Here is a 20663-nt window from a genome sequence, read left to right on the forward strand (position 1 = left end):
GGACGAATAAATTATGTTGCCTGAGATTGTTTCTTTTGATCGCCAGATCACCCTGGTCGGAGACTCCGGAATTCAGTTTATGGATTTCGGGTTAAACCTCAAACGTCTGCCCGCTGGAGAGTTTGTCAAACTCGCCAATGGCGTTCTTACCCGTTTGATCTATAACGAGCCGCGCGATTACTACTTCTATCAGCCGACGCCTGACAATATTGAGAAAGCCAAAAGCCAATACGATATTCCCGTTGAGCAGAGCCTGAAAATGCTGGACAGCGTATGGTTGCCGCTTCCCCTGTTCCGCTTTAGTTTGCCCAATATCTATCAGGAAGGGCCGCTCAACTGGGCCCGGTTCCGCATCGTTAAGCTGCCTGAACCTGATATGGATGGCCATAGTCACCGTATGACGGTAGCCATTGATACCCGCATCATGGCCAAACAACAGTCAGCAGCTGATCTCAGCCCGAATCATGAGGATGTCAATGCGGGCGCGACCTTTGCGGTGGCCACGGCCACTTACGCACTCAACTGGTATTTAACTCAGGATTGGGTCAAAGACTGGCTGGTCGATATCTTTAAAGAGGCCAGCAAGGGCAAAGATATCGACGAGCGTGAGGATGAGATCGCCCAGCACTATCCGCTGGCGCATTATCTCAATCTGCTCTCCTTGATGGCGGTTCCGCTGGAAGGTTTGCAGACCGAAACGGAACCGGTCATCGCACTACCGCAGTTTAAGGTCATCGCCAATCGGGAAGTGAATGCCATTAAACCGATCCCTGTCGATCTGATTCTTGATGTCGGTAATTCCCGTACCTGCGGCATCTTAATTGAAGATCACGGGCAGTCAGGATCCGGGTTGATGCACAACTATGTGCTCAAACTTCGGGATCTGAGTTCGCCTGAACACATCTATACCGAACCCTTTGAAAGCAAGGTCGAATTTGCGCAGGCGTTTTTTGGCAAAGATCTTTACTCAGTACGCAGTGGCCGCCACGACGCGTTTCAGTGGCCAACCATCGCCCGTATTGGCGGCGAAGCCAGCCGTTTAGCGTCACGCCGTCGTGGAAGTGAAGGTTCCACTGGCTTATCCAGCCCAAAACGGTATCTGTGGGACGAAAAGTTCTATGGTCAGGGCTGGCGCTTCAATAACAGCTCGGCGCAGGAGAGCAACCCGCTTGCCACTGCCGCCCCGTTTGCGAATCTCATCGATGAGAAAGGCGAAGCGCTTCACACCATTGAAGATGAGATGGATCGCATCCCGGTCTTCACGCCTCGCTACTCACGCAGTTCCCTGATGACCTTCATGTTAGCCGAGGTCTTGACCCAGGCCATCAGCCAGATCAACAGCCCTGAGCAGCGCATTCGTGAAGGCCATGCCGGTCTCCCGCGCCAGCTTCGTCATATCATTTTGACGGTTCCGCCAGGCATGCCGATGGCGGAACGCTGCATCCTTGATACTCGAATGCGCCAGGCCGTCGGTTTAGTGTGGAAATCTCTGCGCTGGCACACGGGTGAGAATGATCCCTATGAAGATGAGCAGGCAGAGCACAGCAAAAGCAGCATCAGGATCCCGCTGCCTAAAATCCGCGTAGAGTGGGATGAAGCCTCCTGTGCTCAACTGGTTTATCTCTACACGGAGATCAATCAGAACTTTGCCGGCCACCCTGAAGTATTTTTCAATACGCTAGGACGTCCAGATCGCCAGGATCGCGAGACGCTCACGATTGCGTCTATTGATATTGGTGGCGGCACAACCGACTTGGTCATTACTGACTATCGTCTGGATCGTAATGGTGTGTCCGGCGGTGGCGCAAACGTGCATATCATCCCCCACCAGCGTTTTCGCGACAGCTTCAAAATCGCTGGCGATGACATTCTGCTTGATGTGATTCAGTGCTACGTCCTACCGGCTTTTGAGCTGTCGCTGCGTGAAGCAGGTGTTCGCTCGGTCGAAACACTGATGTCTCACTTGTGCGGTTCACAAAATATCAGTGCCGCAGAAGCAGTATTGCGCCAGCAACTCAGTTTGCAGCTGTTTGTGCCTTTGGCACTGCATATCCTGGCCTGCTATGAGCAGTATGATCCACAAGATGAACACACCCATCTGGTGATCAATCAGCGTGTCAGTGAACTACTGCCTAAAGGCAGTATCAGTAGCGAAGTTGAGAATTTTGTCATGCGAGAAGTGAAAAAGGCAGGAGGCCCAGAGGGCTTCACGCTGGCTGACATCACTCTCAATATTACGCTGGCGAAAATGCACAACGATGTGTGCTCAGGTAAATTCAACATCGATAAAGTGCTTACTGCACTGTGCGAAGTTTTATCCTGCTACCACTGTGATCTGCTGCTGCTAACAGGGCGTCCGTCGCAATTACCGGGTATCCAGGCCATTATCCGCCGCAATCTGCCGCTACCGCCGGGACGCATTCTGGCCCTGCACGGCTATCAGACCGGCACCTGGTATCCCTTCCATAAAAACGGCCATATCCACGATCCTAAAAGCACCGCATCGGTTGGCGCAATGCTGTCGCAGCTGTGTGCGAACCATAGCATTCCAAACTTCCACTTCCATATTTCGGCGCTGAAACCTTACTCCACCATTCGCCATATCGGCACCATTGATATGGATAGCCTGATCCACGATGCCGACATTATCTATCGTCATATCAAATCTGAAGATGGGCAAATCATCTTGCCGGAGTTCATGAACGAGGAAGGAGAAGCAACAACGGCAAGCATCGTGATGCGTGGCGACCTGCGCTTGGGTTATCGGCAACTCGACGCGGAGCGCTGGTCTGCTTCACCTTTATACACACTGCGTTTCAGTGAGTCAGGACGTGAAAAATTCTCGAAAGCGGCCTCCACAGACAGTGGTTCCCCCTATCTCAAGGTCCGGCTGACAATTGATAAAGGTAAAGCTGCTCGCAAATTGGGGCTCATTAGCGATCGTCTCACCATCGCTGAGGTGAGCAGCAACACCGATAAATCCTTTGGAAAGAATGATGTTGAGCTGGAGCTGAATACCCTGCCCGACACAGGACTGATTGATAGCCGTCACTGGCTCGATAGCGGGAGCGTGAAAAAATAATGAATAACGAACAAAAAGCACTGCAATATGGTTGGGCTGCTATCGCTCAGGGCAGTCAGGATGCATTGAGTTGGGTGGAAGCAGTGCGCACCGGTTCTCGCCGCCTGGATAACGAAGCCGACCAGCTTAACCTCAGTCTGTTACGTACCCGTAATCTGGCAAACAGCCTTTCACAGGTCTCTACCACGCCAATGACCGTGGGCTTCTTTGGCATCTCGCAAGCGGGTAAGTCCTACCTTATCTCGGCGCTTGCGGCCGGTAGCAATGGCGAGCTGGAAGCGCGATATGGCACCCGGGTGGTGGACTTTATTAAAGAAGTTAACCCGGTTGGCGGCGGAAAAGAGGCCACCGGTCTGGTGACGCGCTTTACCCGCCATGCACCTGAAGCGCCGCAGGGTTACCCGATTCCTTTACGCCTGTTCAGTGAAATAGATCTGGCCAAGATTCTCGCGAATACCTGGTTCAATGACTTTAACCATGAGCATCTCAATGACCAGCTTGATGAAAAACGCATTGAAGCATCCCTGCGCCCTTTCTTGCAGCGTGCTGTCCAGTCTGATGCCAAAAATGGTGTCAGCCGTGAGGACGTTGTTGCGCTGTGGGATTATCTCAATGCGTCATTCAAAAAATCGGTAGAAAAGCTTGAGCATGCCTGGTGGCCGCAAGTGCTGAAAATCGCACCCGCGCTCAACCCGCACGAGCGTGCAGATCTGTTCTCTCTACTATGGGGGGAGCAGCCAGAGCTGACTGAGACATATCGTTCATTGGCCCATGTGCTGACAAAACTCAACCACGCAAAAATGGTGTTTGCCCCGCTAGACACGCTTATTGATCATAGCAACGGCAGCATTATGAATGTTGATAGTTTGAATCGTCTCGGTTCAAGCCAGGATCGTCCCGTTGAAATACGCTTCTGGAACGAGGATAAACAAACCGGCAGCGCGCATTTGTCACAAGCCGAGCTCGCGGCACTGACCTCTGAACTCATCTTCCCACTGGCGGAAGTCACCCCAAACAGTGTGATGGAGCAGGTCGATTTACTCGACTTCCCTGGCTATCGCGGCCGTCTCAAACTCCTCGCTTTAAAAGATGCGGCTCAGGCTGGTCAAAATCCAGTATCGCAACTTCTGCTACGCGGTAAGGTCGCCTATCTTTTTGAACGCTATACCGACAACCAGGAGATGAACGCCCTGGTGGTGTGCGCCAGCTCGTTTAAACAGAGTGATGTGTCCGATGTCGGTCCGGTACTGACGCGTTGGGTCGAGAAGACGCAGGGCAAAACCGCCGAAGAACGTGGCAACAGCAAAGCCGGCCTGTTCTGGGCAATTACCATGTGTGATATGCGCATCAATGACAATCTGAAGAAAACAGAGAGTCAGTTAAATGAAGCCTGGGAAGGCATGATGCACATGACGCTACTGGAGCGTTTTGCTCAATATGACTGGTTAAAAGAGTGGTCGCCTGGCAAGCCGTTTGATAACTGTTTTCTGGTGCGCAAACCCGGCATGGATACGCCGTTCCTGACGCTCGACACTGTGCCTGGACAGGAAACCCTTAAAGAGGTGGCGATCACTGAACGTTATCGTGATGTGATCGATACCATGGGTCGTGCCTTCGTCACCCGTAATAATGTGCATCGTCACGTTGCCGCTCCTAACGAAGCATGGCAGGAGATGCTTAAGCTGAATGATGGTGGGATCTCCCGGCTGACCAAAGCGCTACATGGCGTTGCCCATCTCGACTTCAAACTGGAACGTCTGCGTGAGCAGTTAAAGCAGTGCCGCATCGAAACCGCGGAAAAACGTCTCGGTCGCTGGTACCAGCATGATGGCGATGGCCAGCTCAGTAAAAAGCAAGCTATTGCCAAAGATCTGTGGCAGGGCCTGTCCGCCAGCCCACAGAATTTAGGGGCGCTGATTAGCCGTTTAGACCTGCCCTCTCATGAATTACACAACATCTATCTGAGCATTCGCGATCAGGAGCAAGAGCCGCAAACAGGGGTTGAGTCACGCCCGCAGAATGCTTTTGCAACCCACCCCTTTGGCAGCAATCCTTTTGCCAGTAATCCTTTTGGGGATACCCCCACGGAAGAGCCGCTCGCCGCTGTTGCGCCCGTAGTGGAACGCATTGGTCGGGACGACGAATTCGCTCATCAGGCATTTAAAGCCTGGGTAGCTCATCTGCGAGAGTTGTCGCAGCAAACTGCCTACTGGCAACAGCTGGCGATCAACCCTGAAACAGTCAATCAGTTGTGTGAAGAGTTGGTGACCGCTGCCACGCGTCTGGATCTGGAAGGCACACTCAAACGTGCACTGGCTGGTCAGGAGCAGGCGGGCACGCTGCGCCAGCAGCTACTGGCACGCCAGACACAGCGTGCCCAGCTGGCGATACGTGACTTTATTGCCTGGTTTGGCTACCTCACACTCCCTGAATCGCAAATCCCTAATAGCTATGTCGGCGAGAAGAAAAAGGTGTTTGCCCGCCAGGTTTCTCTTGCCAGCGATGAACTGCCGCAATTGCCAGCAGTCGCCCCTCAGCCAGGCGTTGCCTATATGGGGGACTGGCTATCAGCACTGATGAGTATCACTTTGGATAATGCGGGCCACAGTGCCACGCGCGATATCTCCATTGAACAAAACCAGCAACTTGGCCAGATCATCGGTCAAATGAAACAAGAGAATCTGCCATGCTAGCTAAAATTTTCCCCTGCGATCCGGCGGAACCGGGTTATGCGCAACTGATGGTTCGCCTGCGTGGCCAGGACGACCTACTGCCAACTCTCAACTTTACGTTGTGCAACAACGAGCAGAACTATCTGCAGCCCAGCGGCACCTGGAGCCCTGCGCCGCATGTGTTTACCGTCACGGGCGGTTATCCATTAGATAAGGGTAGCGCGTTCCGTATTGGCCCGGACTTACTTGACCCTCTGCTGGCTAGCCCTAGTCAGGTGCAAATTCAGGGGCAGTTAGCATCCGGTGAATCCCGTAGCACTACCCTGCAACTGGCGCGCGATACGCTATTATCCTCTGATGCCCGCGGCCAGACGGCCCATTACGGCGGAAGAAGTGTGCTGAACACCGAGGGCCCCTCCACAGAACCTCCTGTGGTCACTGAACCCAAACCCGAACCCGAACCCGAACCCGCGCCGAAAATAGCACGCCCCAAACGCAAGACCTCATTGGTACCGATCATCGTTGCCATCCTTTTGTTGCTGTTGATCGCCGCCGGTGCGCTCTGGTGGTTTATGGGCCGCGGCAACGACACCGCGCCAGCCACCGAGAAACAGCCAGAGCCACAGGCAGCTACGGCGAATGCCCCAGCGAATGCCAGTGAGTGTTCTCCTGCAAACCTGAAGAGCCAAAGTGAGCTCGATTTTGTGCAAAACTGCGTGCAACAGAAACTCGACAGTGACAAGTTGCTGACCATCATTCAGGCGGCCAAAGACGCTAAGAAATGCGGTGTGGCTCAGCGCCTGTATGCGCACAGTGCCCAGGCGGGGGATGCCAAAATCGCCCTCGCTTATGCCGGTGAATATGATCCGCAGGATCACCAATCCAGCGAATGTTTTAAAACACCAGACGCCGATACCGCCGCTTACTGGTACGACACCGTGCTGCAAGCCGATCCCGAAAACCAGAGAGCGAAGCAACGTCTTGCGGAGTTGAGAAAATGATAACAAAGCATCTTCTTCGGCTCTTATTGCCAATTTGCGGCCTGTTACTCACCAGCCATAGCTTTGCCGCAGAGGGAGACAAACCTCTTCTTCAAGAAGGGAAAAAAACCTTATTCCAACGCGTACTGACGACACCCGGTTGCAAACTGGGTAGCGCTGCAGGTGATGAGAAGGGCGAATTTCAACCCGCGTTTAGTAGCTTTTATGTTTATCAAAAAGCAGAAGTCAACGGTCAGAGTTGGGTCAAAGTGGGGCCAGACAGCTATGGCAAAACCATTGGCTGGCTGCCGCAGTCCTGCACCGTTGACTGGAAAATGCAGCTGACACTGGCGTTTACCAACCCGGCGAACCGTGACCGTTTAGTGTTCTTCAAAGACAAAAAAAACCTGGAGGATATCCTCAACGCGCCCGATCCCGTCTCGATCGTTGCGCCGCTGCGCGCCCATCTGAAACGCGATGGCCAGGCTGAGGGTGTGCTGGCGCAGGAGCCGGAATACTTTGTCGATCTGCAAAAGCAGTTCTACTTGTTGCCCATCCTCAGCGGTGAAGAGGTGATGACGGAGAGTGGCTTTTATACTCGCTTGCTAAACGTCGCGTCAGTGAGTAAGGCGGATCCCAAAGAGCAACAAGCCGATGATGTTAAGCAGTTGAAAGGTTTTAATGCATCGGTGGTTTTTGTTATCGACTCGACCCTCTCAATGGGCCCGTATATCGATCGCACCAAAGAAGCGGTTAACAAAATCTATGACAAGATTAAGCAGGAACATCTGCAAGACCAGGTGAAATTTGGTCTGGTTTCCTTCCGCTCCAACACCAAAGCGGTGCCGGGTCTGGAGTTCACATCAAAAATCTTCGCCGATCCTAACCAGGTGAAGGATGGAGAGGATTTCCTAAAGAAAGTTGCCGGACTCAAAGAGGCCAAAGTATCCAGCTCGTTATACGATGAAGATGCATACTCCGGTGTCATGTCAGCGATAGATAACATCGACTGGAGCCCATTTGGTGCGCGTTACATCGTCTTAATTACCGACGCCGGTGCCATCGATGGTAGCAACAAACTTTCTGCCACGGGGCTTGATGCCAAACAGCTGCGTCTGGAGGCGGGGAATAAAGGGATTGCGATTTATACCCTGCATCTCAAAACGCCGTCGGGTAAAGAGGACCATGCGAAGGCAGAAGGCCAGTACCGGGATCTCTCCAATTTCGACAGTACTCAGTCCAACCTTTACCAGTCCGTTGATGCCGGTGACTTAAAAACCTTTGGGCAACAGGTCGATACACTTGCAGGCGCGATAACAGAACAGGTGAAAGCTGCCTACATGGGCGATCCGGCTATCGGCAGTGCACTCTATTCTAAAGATGATGGCAAGAAGCCAACGCCAGAAAATAAATTGCTGGAAGACACGGCGCTGATTGGACACGCCATGCAATTGGCCTGGCTGGGTAAAAAGAATGACACTCAGGCCCCCCTGGTGTTTAAGGCCTGGATCAGCGATCGCGATCTGATCAAACAAAATATCCCCACGACCGACGTGCGTGTGCTGTTGACCAAAGGGCAATTGAGCGATTTAAGCGATGTTGTAAGCCAGATCCTGCAAGCGGCCAACGAAGGCATGATCTCACCCAACAAGATGTTTGAACGCTTGCGCACCGTAGCGGCCACCATGGGGGCGGATCCTAACCAGTTGAAACAGCAGGACAACGCCAAAATCAACGATCTCGGCGTTTTAGGGGAGTATCTTGCTGACCTCCCCTATAAAAGCGACGTGCTTAACCTCGATGAAGAGACATGGAAAAGCTGGGATGGTTTGTCGCAAGAGAAATTCATTCGTACGCTGTCGACGAAACTACGCTATTACCAGAAATACAATGCCGATGTTGATCGCTGGGTAGAACTCGCCAAAGGGAGTGACCCGCGCGACCGTGTCTATCCAGTACCGCTGGAAATGATGCCCTGATGCTACATATCGACGACTTGTGCGTTATCCGTGGCGAGGGGGATCACGCTCACCCTGTTTACCTGCCGCAGCTAAGCCTGCGGCCAGGCCAGGTGATGGCGGTAACCGGAGAAAGTGGTTGTGGCAAAAGCACCCTGCTTGAGGCTATTGGCTTACTACTCAGCCCTGCGAGCATTGGCCGTTTCACACTTCAGGGTAAGACATCGCTCGATATTGCCTCGCTGCTTACTCACAATCAGCAAGCGGAACTGGCCGAGATCCGCGCACGCCATCTCGGATTTGTGCTGCAAAATGGCGGCCTGCTCCCTTTTCTGAGCGTGCAGGACAACATCACACTGCCGTGCCAACTGCTTGGTATGACGCCGGATAAGGCCATGCTGAGCAGAGTGATTGATGCGCTGAAACTGGCCCCTCTGTTGAGCAAGTACCCGGCGCAATTGTCCTTTGGTGAAAGACAGCGAACCGCATTTGCCCGCGCCATTCTACATCGCCCCGCATTGGTGCTGGCCGATGAACCCACCGCGGCTCTCGACCCACACAATGCGCAGCAACTGTTTAGCCTGTTTATTGATCTGGTTGCTCAGGAAAATATGATGGCGCTGGTTGTGTGCCACGATTGGCCACTGGTGCAACGTTTCAATTTATCCTGCCTCGTTGCACGCCCTGGCTCAGGAGCCTCAGATCGGTCAGGGGTACTACCCCAAAGGGGAACTCACTTTGTCCTGTAACCGTACCCTGCTGTTAGGGCGTCTGGCACTGCAAGATCTCTGGCACGACCGCATGATCTCTTTTTGTATTGCTTCATCCTTGGTTGCGGTGATTGCCCCACTTCTGCTGCTATTCGGCCTGCGTTTTGGCATCGTCAGCCAGTTACAAGATGAGCTCGCCAACGATCCTCGTAACCTGGAAATCAGGATGTTAAGCAGCGGCAATTATGATCCCGAGTGGATAGCCAAGCTGCGCCAGCGTCCCGACGTGGGTTTTGCTATTGGTCAGACACGTTCACTCAACACCCTTGCTGACCTGCAGGTGGACAGTACCCATTTCATCGAAAATGCCGAGGTGATCCCCACCGATGTGGGTGATCCGCTGTTGGGCAAGCTCAAGGTTCAGCAGGAAAATGAGGTGGTATTAACGCAAGAAGCCGCGCGTAAATTGGCGGTGAAAGCGGGTGATACCGTGACGCTACGCGTCAGTCGCCAGCTGGATGGACGTCAGGAGTGGGGACGAAAAAGCCTGTTGGTCGTTGGCATATTACCTGCCACCTATTTCAACCGGTCAGCGATGTTTACGTCCTCTTCCTTGCTGTTGATGCTGGAGCACTTCAGAGACGGTTACGCCATCCCGGCGCTCGGGGTGAGTACCGGGCAGCCATTAAGCCCTCAACCACCCCGTTATGCACGCACCAGATTATATGCCAAAAGCATTGATCATGTGGCTAGCCTGGAACGCGACCTGCGTGTGCAACGCATCGAAACCTCCAGCCGACTTGCCGATATCGAGAATGTGAAAAGTATCAACCGGGTGTTGGGGCTGATTTTTAACATTATTGCCGGCACTGCGCTGATTGGCTGCATTGCCTCTCTGGTTGGATCGTTTATCGCTAACGTCGATCGCAAGCGCAAACACATTGCCGTACTGCGGCTGCTGGGCTTTACCGGCCCGGCGGTAGGCGGGTACGTCATTATGCAGGGTTGCTTACTGAGCCTGTTGGCTTATGTGGGCGGCTACGGCATCTATCTTATCGCCAGCCAGATAATTAACCGAGCACTAGCCGGGAGCCAGGCGACCGACCAAATGTTGTGCAAAATAACCCTGACCCACAGCCTGATGGCCATGGTCATGACCGTGGTGGTCGCACTGATTGTTGCCAGCATTGGGGCTTACCGGGCCATTAACATTGAACCTGCGCAAAGCCTGCGTGAAGTGTGATTTTTTACTCATTGATGATTAGCGGAGACTTTTCGTGACCTTAACGCCTGCTTCACTGCCGTACTGGTTAGTTTTTGGCCTACTTGCCAACGTCTCTTCTGCTCTGGCAGAGCCGTGGACGGAAAATAGCTGGAATCCCAAACCGGATAGCGAAGATATCGTCTTGCCAATGCCCTGCGAAGGCTCAATGGTGTTCCGTCGAGTCGAGATCCCAATGGCAGGTCCACTGGATGATCTGCCGATTACGCTGGGCCAGGACAGTGGGGATTGGGGCGTGATAGAACACACTTACCCCGCATTCATCGCCGGCAGCTTCACGGATAAAAAAGCCAAGGGGCGCTATTACCTGATGGCGAAATATGAACTGACGACTTTGCAGTATCAGGCATTAACAGAAGGCACTTGCCCGACGCCTTCGCGCAAGCTCAGTTTACCCATCACGGGGATCAGTTGGTTTGATGCCGTCAGCGCCGCCGATAAATACAACCAGTGGCTACGCACCCATGCCATGGATAAGTTGCCACAAGAAGATGGTGATGCAGGATTCTTGCGCTTGCCGACAGAAGTCGAATGGGAATTCGCCGCGCGCGGTGGCCTGAAAGTTAATAGCGCCGAATTCCGCGATCAGCATTACCCGATGGACGATATGAAGAACTATGAGTGGTATTCCGGCGCGCAGTCTTCAAATGGCCGCGTACAACTCATTGGGCTATTGCAGCCTAATCCTTTGGGTTTGTATGACATGCTGGGCAACGTGTCAGAGATGATGTTCAATCCATTTTATCTCAATAAGCTTAATCGCCTGCATGGACAAGCCGGAGGCTTCGTAGTGCGGGGTGGCAATTTCCTCTCTGGCCCGACAGAAATTCGCAGCGCGACCCGCAAAGAAGTGAATTACTACGATCAGGCCACGCCTTCCATCAGTAAAACGACCGGCATGCGCTTGGTTCTGGTGGCACCGACCATTACCTCACCGGACAAAGTGAAACTGCTGGAAAAAAGCTGGGAAAACCTTGGGGCTGAAAATCAGGCTGACACTACAAAAGGCGAGGCGGCAAAAGACACGGCTAAAGCACTGGGCAGTCTTGCGTCGAATGTCGACGATGCCGCCCTGAAGCAGAAGCTGAAAGACCTGGAAAATCAGCTGCGTGCCAGTAATCAGAAACAACAGGAAGAGCGCGACCAGTCTATCCGCGCCAGCCTGAATTTAGGCTCTTTCCTCTGCACCAAGCTGCAGGATGATGGCCGTTTCCTTGATTTCCTGAACCATAACTACGAACTGCTGTGTAAGAACAAAGACGCCAGCGATACCAGTTGCGCCATCCGTAAAACTAAACTGGGCGAGCAATCGGACAGGCTGCAACAGCTGACAGGGTATTACGCCAGCAGCCTTGTCGATGCGGCCACCCTGTATGGGAAAGAGGGGTTGCAACACGAAGTCACGGTGTTTGATCAAATGCTCACGTTGAACAAACGTCTTTCAGGGCTGAAGCCTTTCCTCGCAGCCCACTGGCAGAACCAGCAGAAGTATCTGGAGAACGGCAAGATTGATACCGCAGGCTGGCTGGACAGCTGCAAAAAGATCAACGCCGCTCCACAGGCTATCGCTCAGGAAAAGTAGCTGAAGACCGGGAGTGGCCCTACCCGCACTGTTGATGCCTTTTATCACCGTGCTATCTTACCCACTCGCTCTACCGCAACCGGATCAACAGCAATGGCAAAACAACGTGTAGGAATCGTGTTTGGCGGCAAGTCTGCTGAGCATGAAGTGTCGTTACAATCAGCAAAAAACATCCTCGAAGCGATTGATAAGAGCAAATATGAGGTGATGTTGCTGGGGATTGATAAACAGGGCGAGTGGCATCTGAATGAGGCATCAGGCTTTCTGCTGAATGCCGATAACCCAGCGTTAATTACCTTGAACCGCTCAGGCGAAAACGTGGCGCTGGTGCCGGGCAGTGCTTCGCAGCAGCTGATTAGCCGCCAGCAGGCGCAACCGCTGTCACAGCTGGATGTGATCTTCCCGATCGTTCACGGCACCCTGGGTGAAGATGGATCGCTGCAGGGCTTGTTGCGTATGGCGAACCTGCCATTTGTCGGTTCGGATGTGCTGGGATCGGCGGTGAGCATGGATAAAGACTTCACTAAGCGCTTGCTGCGTGATGCGGGATTGAAAGTGGCACCCTGGATCAGCGTCACTCAGGCGCAGCGTGCTCGTCTGGATGCGCAAGCCGTGGTCGAGCAGTTTGGATTACCGCTGTTTATCAAGCCCGCCAATCAGGGATCGTCCGTCGGCGTGAGTAAAGTGGATCGCGTTGAAGATTTGGCGGCAGCCCTTGACCTGGCCTTTACCTTCGATCGCAAAGTGCTGATCGAACAAGGTATTAAAGGTCGCGAGATTGAGTGTGCGGTGCTGGGTAATGATGAACCGGAAGCCAGCCCGTGCGGTGAAGTGGTGGTGCATGATGCCTTTTATTCCTACGACACCAAATATATCAGTGCCGACGGTGCGCAAATCGTGGTGCCTGCCGCCATCACCGAGCAAGAAAGCACAGCGATTCGTGAGGTGGCGATCCGCGCTTTCCAGGCGCTGGAGTGCTTCGGCATGGCGCGCGTGGATGTGTTCCTGACGGAGCGTGGCGAGATTGTGGTGAACGAGGTGAATACTTTGCCGGGCTTCACCAATATCAGCATGTATCCGAAGTTATGGCAGGCGGCAGGATTGAGTTACAGCGATTTGATTACGCGCTTGATTGAGTTGGCGCAGCAGCGTCATCAGCAAAGCAGCCAGTTAAAAAGCAGCGTTTAATCAGTAAGATCAGAGCCGTTTACTGGTGCGCATGAAGGTACAACCGAGCATGTGGGTAACAGATCAGACCGGGCACTTTTTGCTGGTCTGGCTGTGGGTATCGTGCACGGCCCCATAAAGGCCAGCCCGATCGCAAAGGAATCACGCATCCATGCAGATCGACCGCCGCTCCAGGCGGCGGACGCTTTGCTCTTCGGGCTGGCCTTTACGGGGCTTTTAGCATGGTCATTGCTGTGGCCGGTGTTGGCATCAATATTCTCACCAACTCTCGTGGCGCAATTTATTGCGCATTTGCGCATCTCAGGCTACGTCATTCACCATGCTGCGGGGTTCCATCGCCGGAGAGGTTTGATTACGGCCATTGCGTTTCGAGAGATAGAGATTCTTATCCGCCGCTGACACCAGGCGATTGATCACGCCTGGCCATTCGCGTTCGTTGATGCCACTACCGCGCGCCAGACCTAAACTGGCAGTCACGGTCACGGTGTTGCCCTGAATCCAGAACTTCTCTTTGACCATCGCCTGACGGATGGCTTCCGCCAGTTGATACAGTTGCAGGTGGCTGTAGTCGAACACCACCACCACAAACTCCTCGCCACCAAAGCGACACACCATGCCGCGATTCCCCACCACTTTCTGGATGCGCCGCGCAATTTCTTCCAGTACGCCATCACCGGCATCATGGCCGAAGTTGTCGTTGATCGCTTTGAAATAGTCGACATCCAGCATTAAGACGCCCGCTTCACGCTGCAGGGAGAAAGGCTCTTGCTTAAGGCTTTCATATAAGCCTGAACGTGACAGTAGCTGGGTAAGGAAATCAAAATTAGCACGCAGCGCCAGGCGATGATTAAGCTGGCGGACTGCATCCATGCTTACCGCCACCAGCAGTGGGCTTAAGGCCACGGTGGCAACGCCAAGGCGCGCCGACGTGAGGTGGCTGATAGGCAGCAGTGCGTCATCGCCCTGAATATTCATCACGCCATGAGAGACGAGAACGATCTCAGTGATGCCGGTAATCAGGATCACCAGGCTTGTAACAGGAATCGGTAACACGATGGCGCACCAGATCAACGCCGGCACAGGGAAAGTCAGGCTACCTGCGCCGCCAATCAGCGCGCCCATGGTCAAGGACAATATCACCGCCGCCAGCGGCAACAGCTTGCCAGGATGCAGCAAGGCACGCGGGGAAACGCTGCGTAGCGAACGCGCCAGCATCACCGGTAACAGCATTAATGAGGTGGAGAACTGCTCGCTAAACCAGTCACCCCAGGCCACCACAAAGCGTGCATTGAAATCGATATCCTGCGCCCACGCGCCCCAGGTCGCACAGGCGGCGGCCCCAAGAAAACAGGCCGGGAAGATGCGCATCGCATTGAACACCTGGCTGTTAGCGGAAGGCGGTTGCAGATGCTTGATCAGCATACTGACTGAAACGAGGATAAACAGGATATTGGCGAAGTTGACCGTCACGGCGGGCAGCGCCCATCCTGAAAACACCGTGTCGTTAAAAATCATCGCAGCAAAACACACCAGATAACTGGAGGTAGTGTGCAGGAAAGGATTACGCACCATCAAACCGGCAATCAGTGCGTTCACCGGCCAAAACAGTGAAAATTCCTCAGGAACACGCAAATGGCTGCCAATAAAGCAGAAGAAAAGCGTAATGAGGAACAGCGAGAGTGCATTCTTTTTTAAATTATTCTCAGCAAACAGCTTAACGCGCATACGTCTGAACCCTGTGACCTGGAAATCGCTGCTCTCTGCCCACGGGTATCAGCAAGCATTAAACCTGAAATACCCGTGTGATGATTCGGCAATTAAGCGGGTGTTCGTCAACCTACTCTGCGGCTGGCGGTGCTCAATCGCTGCAATTATGCCCTGCAAATAAAAAAATCGGATATCCGAGATATCCGATTTTTACCTTAAAAACCAGCTTTTAAGCAAAGTGATATTGCTATTTCACCGCAACCGGCCACTGACTCAGACGAATACCACGTTGAGGGGCGTTTTCACCGAAATCCTGCAGGACCGCTTTGACGTCCGGGTCCATGTACTCGGCGTTATCGTGGTCGACAATCACCGTGCTGTTTTCCGGGATCTCCGCCAGCAATCCCTGCAATTTCGGGTTGTGCATAAAGGTCAGATTCTGCTGGAAGCGCAGGACGTAGTGATCGTCATGGCGGGTTAACTGCAAAGCATTACGATGGCTCTTATAAATGCTGTAGAGGATCTGCGTGGCGATCCCGATGCCAATGCCCGCCAACATGCCAAACACGATAATGCCGCCAATGGTGGCGAGGAAAGGAACGTACTGCTGTGCCCCCATGCGGAATTGCTCAACGAACAGACGCGGCGTCGCCAGCTTGTAGCCGGTGTACAACAGCACGGCCGCGAGGCTGGCTAACGGAATGGTATTTAGCAGATCGCTGAACCACAGCCCGCAAATCAACAACAGCGCGCCGTGGATCAAGATGGAGAGCTTGCTTTGCGCCCCGACGCTGACGTTCACCGAGCTGCGTACAATCACGGCGGTGATCGGCATCGCACCCAGCAAGCCAGCCGTCAGGTTGCCGACGCCTTGGGCGAACATCTCTTTATTCGGAGACGGCGCCGGATGCTGAGAACGCAACTTTTTCAGTGCCTCCTGGCTCAGCAAAGTTTCCAGGCTTGCCACCAGCGCCAGCGTCACGGCGACCACCCAAACCGACGGATTTTGCCATGCCAGCCAGTCCGGCGTTTCCAGTTCAGCCGCCAGTGCCGACAGGCTGTCAAAGGCCGGCAAGACGATGCGGGGCAGCCCGTCCGCCAGGCTTGGGAACAGGCGATCGCCAAACAGCGTCGCCATACAACCGAACAGTACCGCGACTAACGGCCCCGGGATCCAGCCCAGCGCCTTAACCGACTTCACTACGGGAGTGGTCCACAGCCATAAAATCGCCAGGCCGATGCCTGCTACCAACATCGCACTGAGAGAAAACTGGAAATCGCCCTGCACCAGCGAGACCAGCTCAGCATCCCCCGCCGCACCGAGTGCGACGGGGACCTGCTGCATAATCAACAAAATACCGATGGCCGCCAACATGCCTTTAATCACGCTGCTCGGCACCAGGGAAATAAAGCGACCGGCGCGCAGCACACCGAACAGGCACTGCAACACGCCCGCCAGAATCAATGCGGTGAGAAAAGCAGAAAAGCTGCCGAGTGTCTCGATCGACGCGACCACAATGGTGACCAGACCCGCTGCCGGGCCACTGACCGCAAAGCGTGATGGACTCAGCGAGGTGACCAGCAGACCACCGATCACACCGGTAAGCAGCCCGGCAAAAGGCGGTAAACCGCTGGCCTGCGCAATGCCTAAACAGAGTGGCAAGGCCACCAAAAACACTACCAGCCCGGCGGGTACATCCTGACGCAGTGTATTTAGATTCATGGCACAGGTCCCTCGGTAAATGGCTGGGCCAGCTGTTTCAGCTGACCGATCCACAACGAATGTGGTTTCTGCTGATACAGATATTGCGCAAAATAATCTGGATTGTGCTCAAGGCGTTGTAATGCCACGCTGCGATTTTTCGCTAATAAGGGTTTTAGTGTCGTCATAATTATCTTTTCTCTACTGCCAGAAATAGGATTTTCAGGCTGAGCCACAGGAGTTTAAAAGCCGCAAGGACAGGCGATGGAAGGCAAAATCCGCGCTCCTTCACAGAAATTGTTTATAGCTGCTAATGCTTGGTGTTGCATGCTGAATATTTCCATGCGCCATAAAACAACACGTTCTGTAAAATTAACGTCAAAAAATGTCATTTGAACGTAATTTAGTGCAAGCGAGAGAGTTGAATTTAAAATCAGCATATTAAATAAATATCAATCAATTAAGACGAGATTTAAATCATTCATTTCAAATGAAATGACAAAAATATACACGCACTCTCTTTATGCCTATGTACTGGTATGGTGATATAAACAATTTGGGGTGAGAAAAATCTTAATTATAAAATTTATGATTAGCGTGATTCACTGGATTAATATTAAGTTAGCGGAATTTTTCGCTAAAATACCACCAACAACAAAGCAAGATATCAGGAAAATAATGAGGGGAGTAATAATGACGAAGAAAAGTAAATATGACTGGCCCTGAATAAAGGATTAATAGCGCCTGCCAGACAGGCGCTATTTCGCTTGACGAATTATTTACCGTTCCACGCTTTCAGGCGAGCTTCACGGACCTGCAGCTGCTGTTCCGGCGTCAGCTTGTTGTAGTTTTCCGCCATGCCGCTCTCCCAGTCACCGTACAGCGGATTAGGCAGCACGATAAACTGGGTGCCAAAACGCTGGTGATTAAGGCTGACAAACTGCTGGCGTTGCGCATTGCCCTGATGCCAGATTCCACCGCCGAAGTCATTCAGATTATCGCCCACATACAGCACCACGTTGTAGCCCGCATTTTTGATGGCATCAAAACGATCCTGTTTGTTGGAGTTTCCGGTGCTGAGGCGCACGGTTTGGTCGCTGACACCGCTGAAGCCCAGCTTGTTGAGGTTATCCACTGTCGCCGCGTAATCCTTTTGGTCGCGGTTAGAAACGTAGAACATGGTGCCGCCATGACTGTTCACGTAGTTGGCAAACTCTACTGCGCCCGGCACCGCAGTGGCCTGACGCGCCTGAGTCCAGGCGGACCAAGTTTTACCGGAGAACGGCTGACCGTTTTTCGCCTGCCATGCGCTGTAGGCGCTGTTATCGATCATGGTTTCATCCAGATCGACAATCACCGCTTTAGGCTTGCCCGCCAGCGAAGGGGCGGCATCAAATGCCATACGGGCGCTGTTGAATGCCTGCCAGCTTAACGCCTGATATTCCCCAGACTGCTGGAACCAGTTCACCGCCAATACCGATTGCTGGCTGAGTTGCTGCTGAGCCTGCTGTTTGGCGGGTTGTGCGCATCCTGTCAGCAGCAGCGCAAGCATGCCGGACGCCGCCAGCAATGTGGTGTTTTTCATCATTTCATCCTTAAGTGATTATGGTCAGTTTGTGTAAAGCTTTAAAAATGTAGCAGTTAACGTAAGCTGTGGGCAGAAGAAAGCTGCCGCCCAGTCAAAGGAGACACTTATGTCACATGCCGGACCGCGCTCAACCCTGCTTGATGCTCTGCCATGGCTTGATTATGCCTTTCAGCCTGCGGGCCAACCGGTGCCCACCGATGCCGCTTACGGCCAGCAGCGCCATACCGCCACCGTGGTGCTGGCGACGCAGAATCAGCCGCCAAAAAGCTGTGAATCTGATGGCGTAATCGGTGAAGATCACCTGCCCGTGGCGGTCTATACCGCAGACTGCCTGCCGGTGCTGTTTGCCGATACCCAGCACCATCTGGTTGCGGCGGTGCACGCCGGATTAAAAGGGACGCTGGCAGGCGTGCTGAACAGCGCGATTGATGGCCTGCTGGCGCGCGGCGCTCGCCCTGACACGCTGCGTGTCGCCATCGGCCCGGCGATTGGGCCATGCTGCTATGAGTTGGGTAAGGATTTAGTGGCAGAGATGCAGCAGCGTGATGATTTGCCTGAATTAAAATGGGCCAACCAGCAACCGCAAAATAGCGCGGCGATCCGTCCGCAGGCCCGCGCGCATCATCAGGGTGTCTGGTTTGATTTGCCGCATCTGGCACGGGGATTGTTGTTACAGCGCGGTATGGCGGCGCAACACATTGAGCTGCTGAATGTGTGCACCTATTGCATGGCAGAGTCGGGATCGAGCTATCGCTTCAACACCCATTTTGACAGCGGCTTCCAGTCACGTTTTTCGTGGATTCGCCGCCGGGACTGATGGCTTCACGTCCCTGTGAAGCCGTGACCTCAGTGGATGATGGCGTTGAGCGCCAGTACTCCCGCCAGGCCGAGGATAGAGATCAGCGTCTCCATCACTGTCCAGGTTTTCAGGGTTTCCACCACGCTGAGGTTGAAGTAACCCTTGAACAGCCAGAAACCAGGATCGTTAACGTGTGAGGCGATCACACTGCCCGATCCCACCGCCAGCACCATCAATGCCGGATCGGCATGGGTCGCAGCAATGATCGGCGTGACGATCCCCGCCGTAGTGATCGCCGCCACGGTTGCCGATCCCAGTGCGATACGCAGCATGGCGGCCACGGTCCAGCACATCAACAGCGGAGAGAGCGACGATCCTTTCATCATGTCGGCAATGTAGTTACCGACGCCGCTGTCCACCAGCACCTGCTTAAAGGCACCGCCGCCAGCAATGATGAACACGATCATGGCGATGGCGGCAATCGACTCGCCGCACATATCCATCACCTCTTCCATCTTGCGTCCATTGCGCAGGCCCAACGTCAGCACCGCAATCACCACCGCGATAAACAGCGCCACCGCTGGGTTGCCGATGAACTCAAAGAACTGGCGCAGCGGGTTCTCTTTCGGCGTGGTCAGCTCAAAGACTGCGGCAATCGCCATCAGCACCACGGGGATCACCGCCGCAAAGATACTGATGCCGAAGCCTGGCATCTCCTCTTCACTGAAGATTTTAGGGTTGTACAACCCTTCCGGCGGCGACTTCTCAAAGCTCTTGAGGAATTTCGAGAAGATCGGCCCAGCCACGATCACCGTAGGAATGGTGATGATCATGCCGTACAGCAAGGTAGTACCGAGATTCGCTCCAAAGATGGTGGCGATGGCGGTTGGGCCGGGATGCGGCGGCAGGAAGCAGTGCGTCACGGAGAGCGCAGCCACCATCGGTACGCCGACGTACAGCAGGGGCAAACCGGCCGCGGCGACGATGGTGAACACCAGCGGCAGCAGCAACACGAAGCCCACTTCGTAGAACATCGCCAGGCCGACGATCAAGCCGGTGACCACCAGCGCCCACTGCAGCCGTTCCTTACCAAAGGCCGCAATCAAGGTGGTGGCAACACGCTGTGCCGCACCGGTATCCGATACCAGCCGCCCGAGCATGGCACCGAAGCCGAGGATCATCGCTAATCCGCCGAGCGTCGAACCGATACCTTTCTGGATCGAGGCCATCACGTTAAGCGGCGTCATGCCTTCGGCAATCCCGACCACCGCGGAGACAAACACCAACGCAATGAAGCCGTTGACCTTAAATACAATCATTAACACCAGCAGCAGTATCACACCCAGCACAATAATGGTTATTGGCATTTTTTATTATCCTTAGAAATACAGAGGGGTGATTAAGGTTTAGGCG

General features: G+C 53.7%; 13 protein-coding genes and 1 pseudogene. 9 read left to right on the plus strand and 5 right to left on the minus strand.

All coding sequences use genetic code 11. The features are described from left to right. The first annotated feature begins 13 nt into the window (after nucleotides 1-13). The 8 genes from PSSD_RS01265 to ddlA all read left to right on the plus strand — a co-directional run bounded on the left by PSSD_RS01265 (nucleotide 14) and on the right by ddlA (nucleotide 13454). The gene (locus tag PSSD_RS01265; protein ID WP_058968869.1) at nucleotides 14-3082 is read left to right on the plus strand and encodes a virulence factor SrfB; all 3069 of its coding nucleotides are present in this window, start codon (nucleotides 14-16) and stop codon (nucleotides 3080-3082) included. Then, nucleotides 3082-5775, plus strand: coding sequence for a putative virulence factor (locus tag PSSD_RS01270; protein WP_058968872.1), 2694 nt, complete (start codon nucleotides 3082-3084; stop codon nucleotides 5773-5775). The genes PSSD_RS01265 and PSSD_RS01270 overlap by 1 nt, the downstream gene beginning before the upstream one ends. Then, the gene (locus tag PSSD_RS01275; protein ID WP_058968875.1) at nucleotides 5769-6755 is read left to right on the plus strand and encodes a hypothetical protein; all 987 of its coding nucleotides are present in this window, start codon (nucleotides 5769-5771) and stop codon (nucleotides 6753-6755) included. Before PSSD_RS01270 ends, PSSD_RS01275 begins: the two co-directional genes overlap by 7 nt. Continuing rightward, nucleotides 6752-8713: a vWA domain-containing protein gene (locus PSSD_RS01280; protein ID WP_058968879.1), complete on the plus strand. Its 1962-nt coding sequence runs from the start codon at nucleotides 6752-6754 to the stop codon at nucleotides 8711-8713. The genes PSSD_RS01275 and PSSD_RS01280 overlap by 4 nt, the downstream gene beginning before the upstream one ends. After that, nucleotides 8713-9441, plus strand: a complete 729-nt coding sequence (locus PSSD_RS01285; RefSeq protein WP_058968881.1) for an ABC transporter ATP-binding protein — start codon at nucleotides 8713-8715, stop codon at nucleotides 9439-9441. The genes PSSD_RS01280 and PSSD_RS01285 overlap by 1 nt, the downstream gene beginning before the upstream one ends. After that, nucleotides 9431-10645: an ABC transporter permease gene (locus PSSD_RS01290; protein WP_058968884.1), complete on the plus strand. Its 1215-nt coding sequence runs from the start codon at nucleotides 9431-9433 to the stop codon at nucleotides 10643-10645. The genes PSSD_RS01285 and PSSD_RS01290 overlap by 11 nt, the downstream gene beginning before the upstream one ends. A 34-nt stretch (nucleotides 10646-10679) precedes the next feature. Next, nucleotides 10680-12266: an SUMF1/EgtB/PvdO family nonheme iron enzyme gene (locus PSSD_RS01295; protein ID WP_082672276.1), complete on the plus strand. Its 1587-nt coding sequence runs from the start codon at nucleotides 10680-10682 to the stop codon at nucleotides 12264-12266. Between the two features lie 93 nt (nucleotides 12267-12359). Next, nucleotides 12360-13454 (plus strand): D-alanine--D-alanine ligase, encoded by a 1095-nt coding sequence (gene ddlA, locus PSSD_RS01300; protein WP_058968887.1) that lies wholly within the window; start codon nucleotides 12360-12362, stop codon nucleotides 13452-13454. A gap of 300 nt (nucleotides 13455-13754) precedes the next feature. On the opposite strand, the gene PSSD_RS01305 is transcribed toward ddlA, so the two are convergent. The 4 genes and pseudogenes from PSSD_RS01305 to PSSD_RS01315 all read right to left on the minus strand — a co-directional run bounded on the left by PSSD_RS01305 (nucleotide 13755) and on the right by PSSD_RS01315 (nucleotide 18448). Beyond that, nucleotides 13755-15179: a GGDEF domain-containing protein gene (locus PSSD_RS01305; RefSeq protein ID WP_058968890.1), complete on the minus strand. Its 1425-nt coding sequence runs from the start codon at nucleotides 15177-15179 to the stop codon at nucleotides 13755-13757. Nucleotides 15180-15408: 229 nt separating this feature from the next. Then, nucleotides 15409-16884, minus strand: a complete 1476-nt coding sequence (locus tag PSSD_RS01310) for a SulP family inorganic anion transporter (RefSeq protein WP_058968894.1) — start codon at nucleotides 16882-16884, stop codon at nucleotides 15409-15411. A gap of 44 nt (nucleotides 16885-16928) precedes the next feature. Further along, nucleotides 16929-17051 (minus strand): annotated as a pseudogene (locus tag PSSD_RS26310) (carbonic anhydrase); the annotation flags it as partial. A gap of 587 nt (nucleotides 17052-17638) precedes the next feature. Next, nucleotides 17639-18448: a 5'-nucleotidase, lipoprotein e(P4) family gene (locus PSSD_RS01315; RefSeq protein ID WP_058968897.1), complete on the minus strand. Its 810-nt coding sequence runs from the start codon at nucleotides 18446-18448 to the stop codon at nucleotides 17639-17641. Nucleotides 18449-18557: 109 nt separating this feature from the next. Between PSSD_RS01315 and PSSD_RS01320 the strand changes: the two genes are divergently transcribed. After that, nucleotides 18558-19268 carry a purine nucleoside phosphorylase YfiH/LACC1 family protein gene (locus tag PSSD_RS01320; protein WP_039328495.1) on the plus strand — a complete coding sequence of 237 codons (711 nt, stop codon included), beginning with the start codon at nucleotides 18558-18560 and terminating at the stop codon, nucleotides 19266-19268. 29 nt (nucleotides 19269-19297) lie between these two features. Here PSSD_RS01320 and PSSD_RS01325 read toward each other — a convergent pair whose 3' ends face one another. Continuing rightward, nucleotides 19298-20617, minus strand: coding sequence for a gluconate:H+ symporter (locus tag PSSD_RS01325; RefSeq protein ID WP_039328493.1), 1320 nt, complete (start codon nucleotides 20615-20617; stop codon nucleotides 19298-19300). Nucleotides 20618-20663: the final 46 nt, after the last annotated feature.

Source organism: Type-D symbiont of Plautia stali (genome assembly GCF_001485335.1).
Lineage (GTDB): Bacteria > Pseudomonadota > Gammaproteobacteria > Enterobacterales > Enterobacteriaceae > Pantoea > Pantoea vagans_C.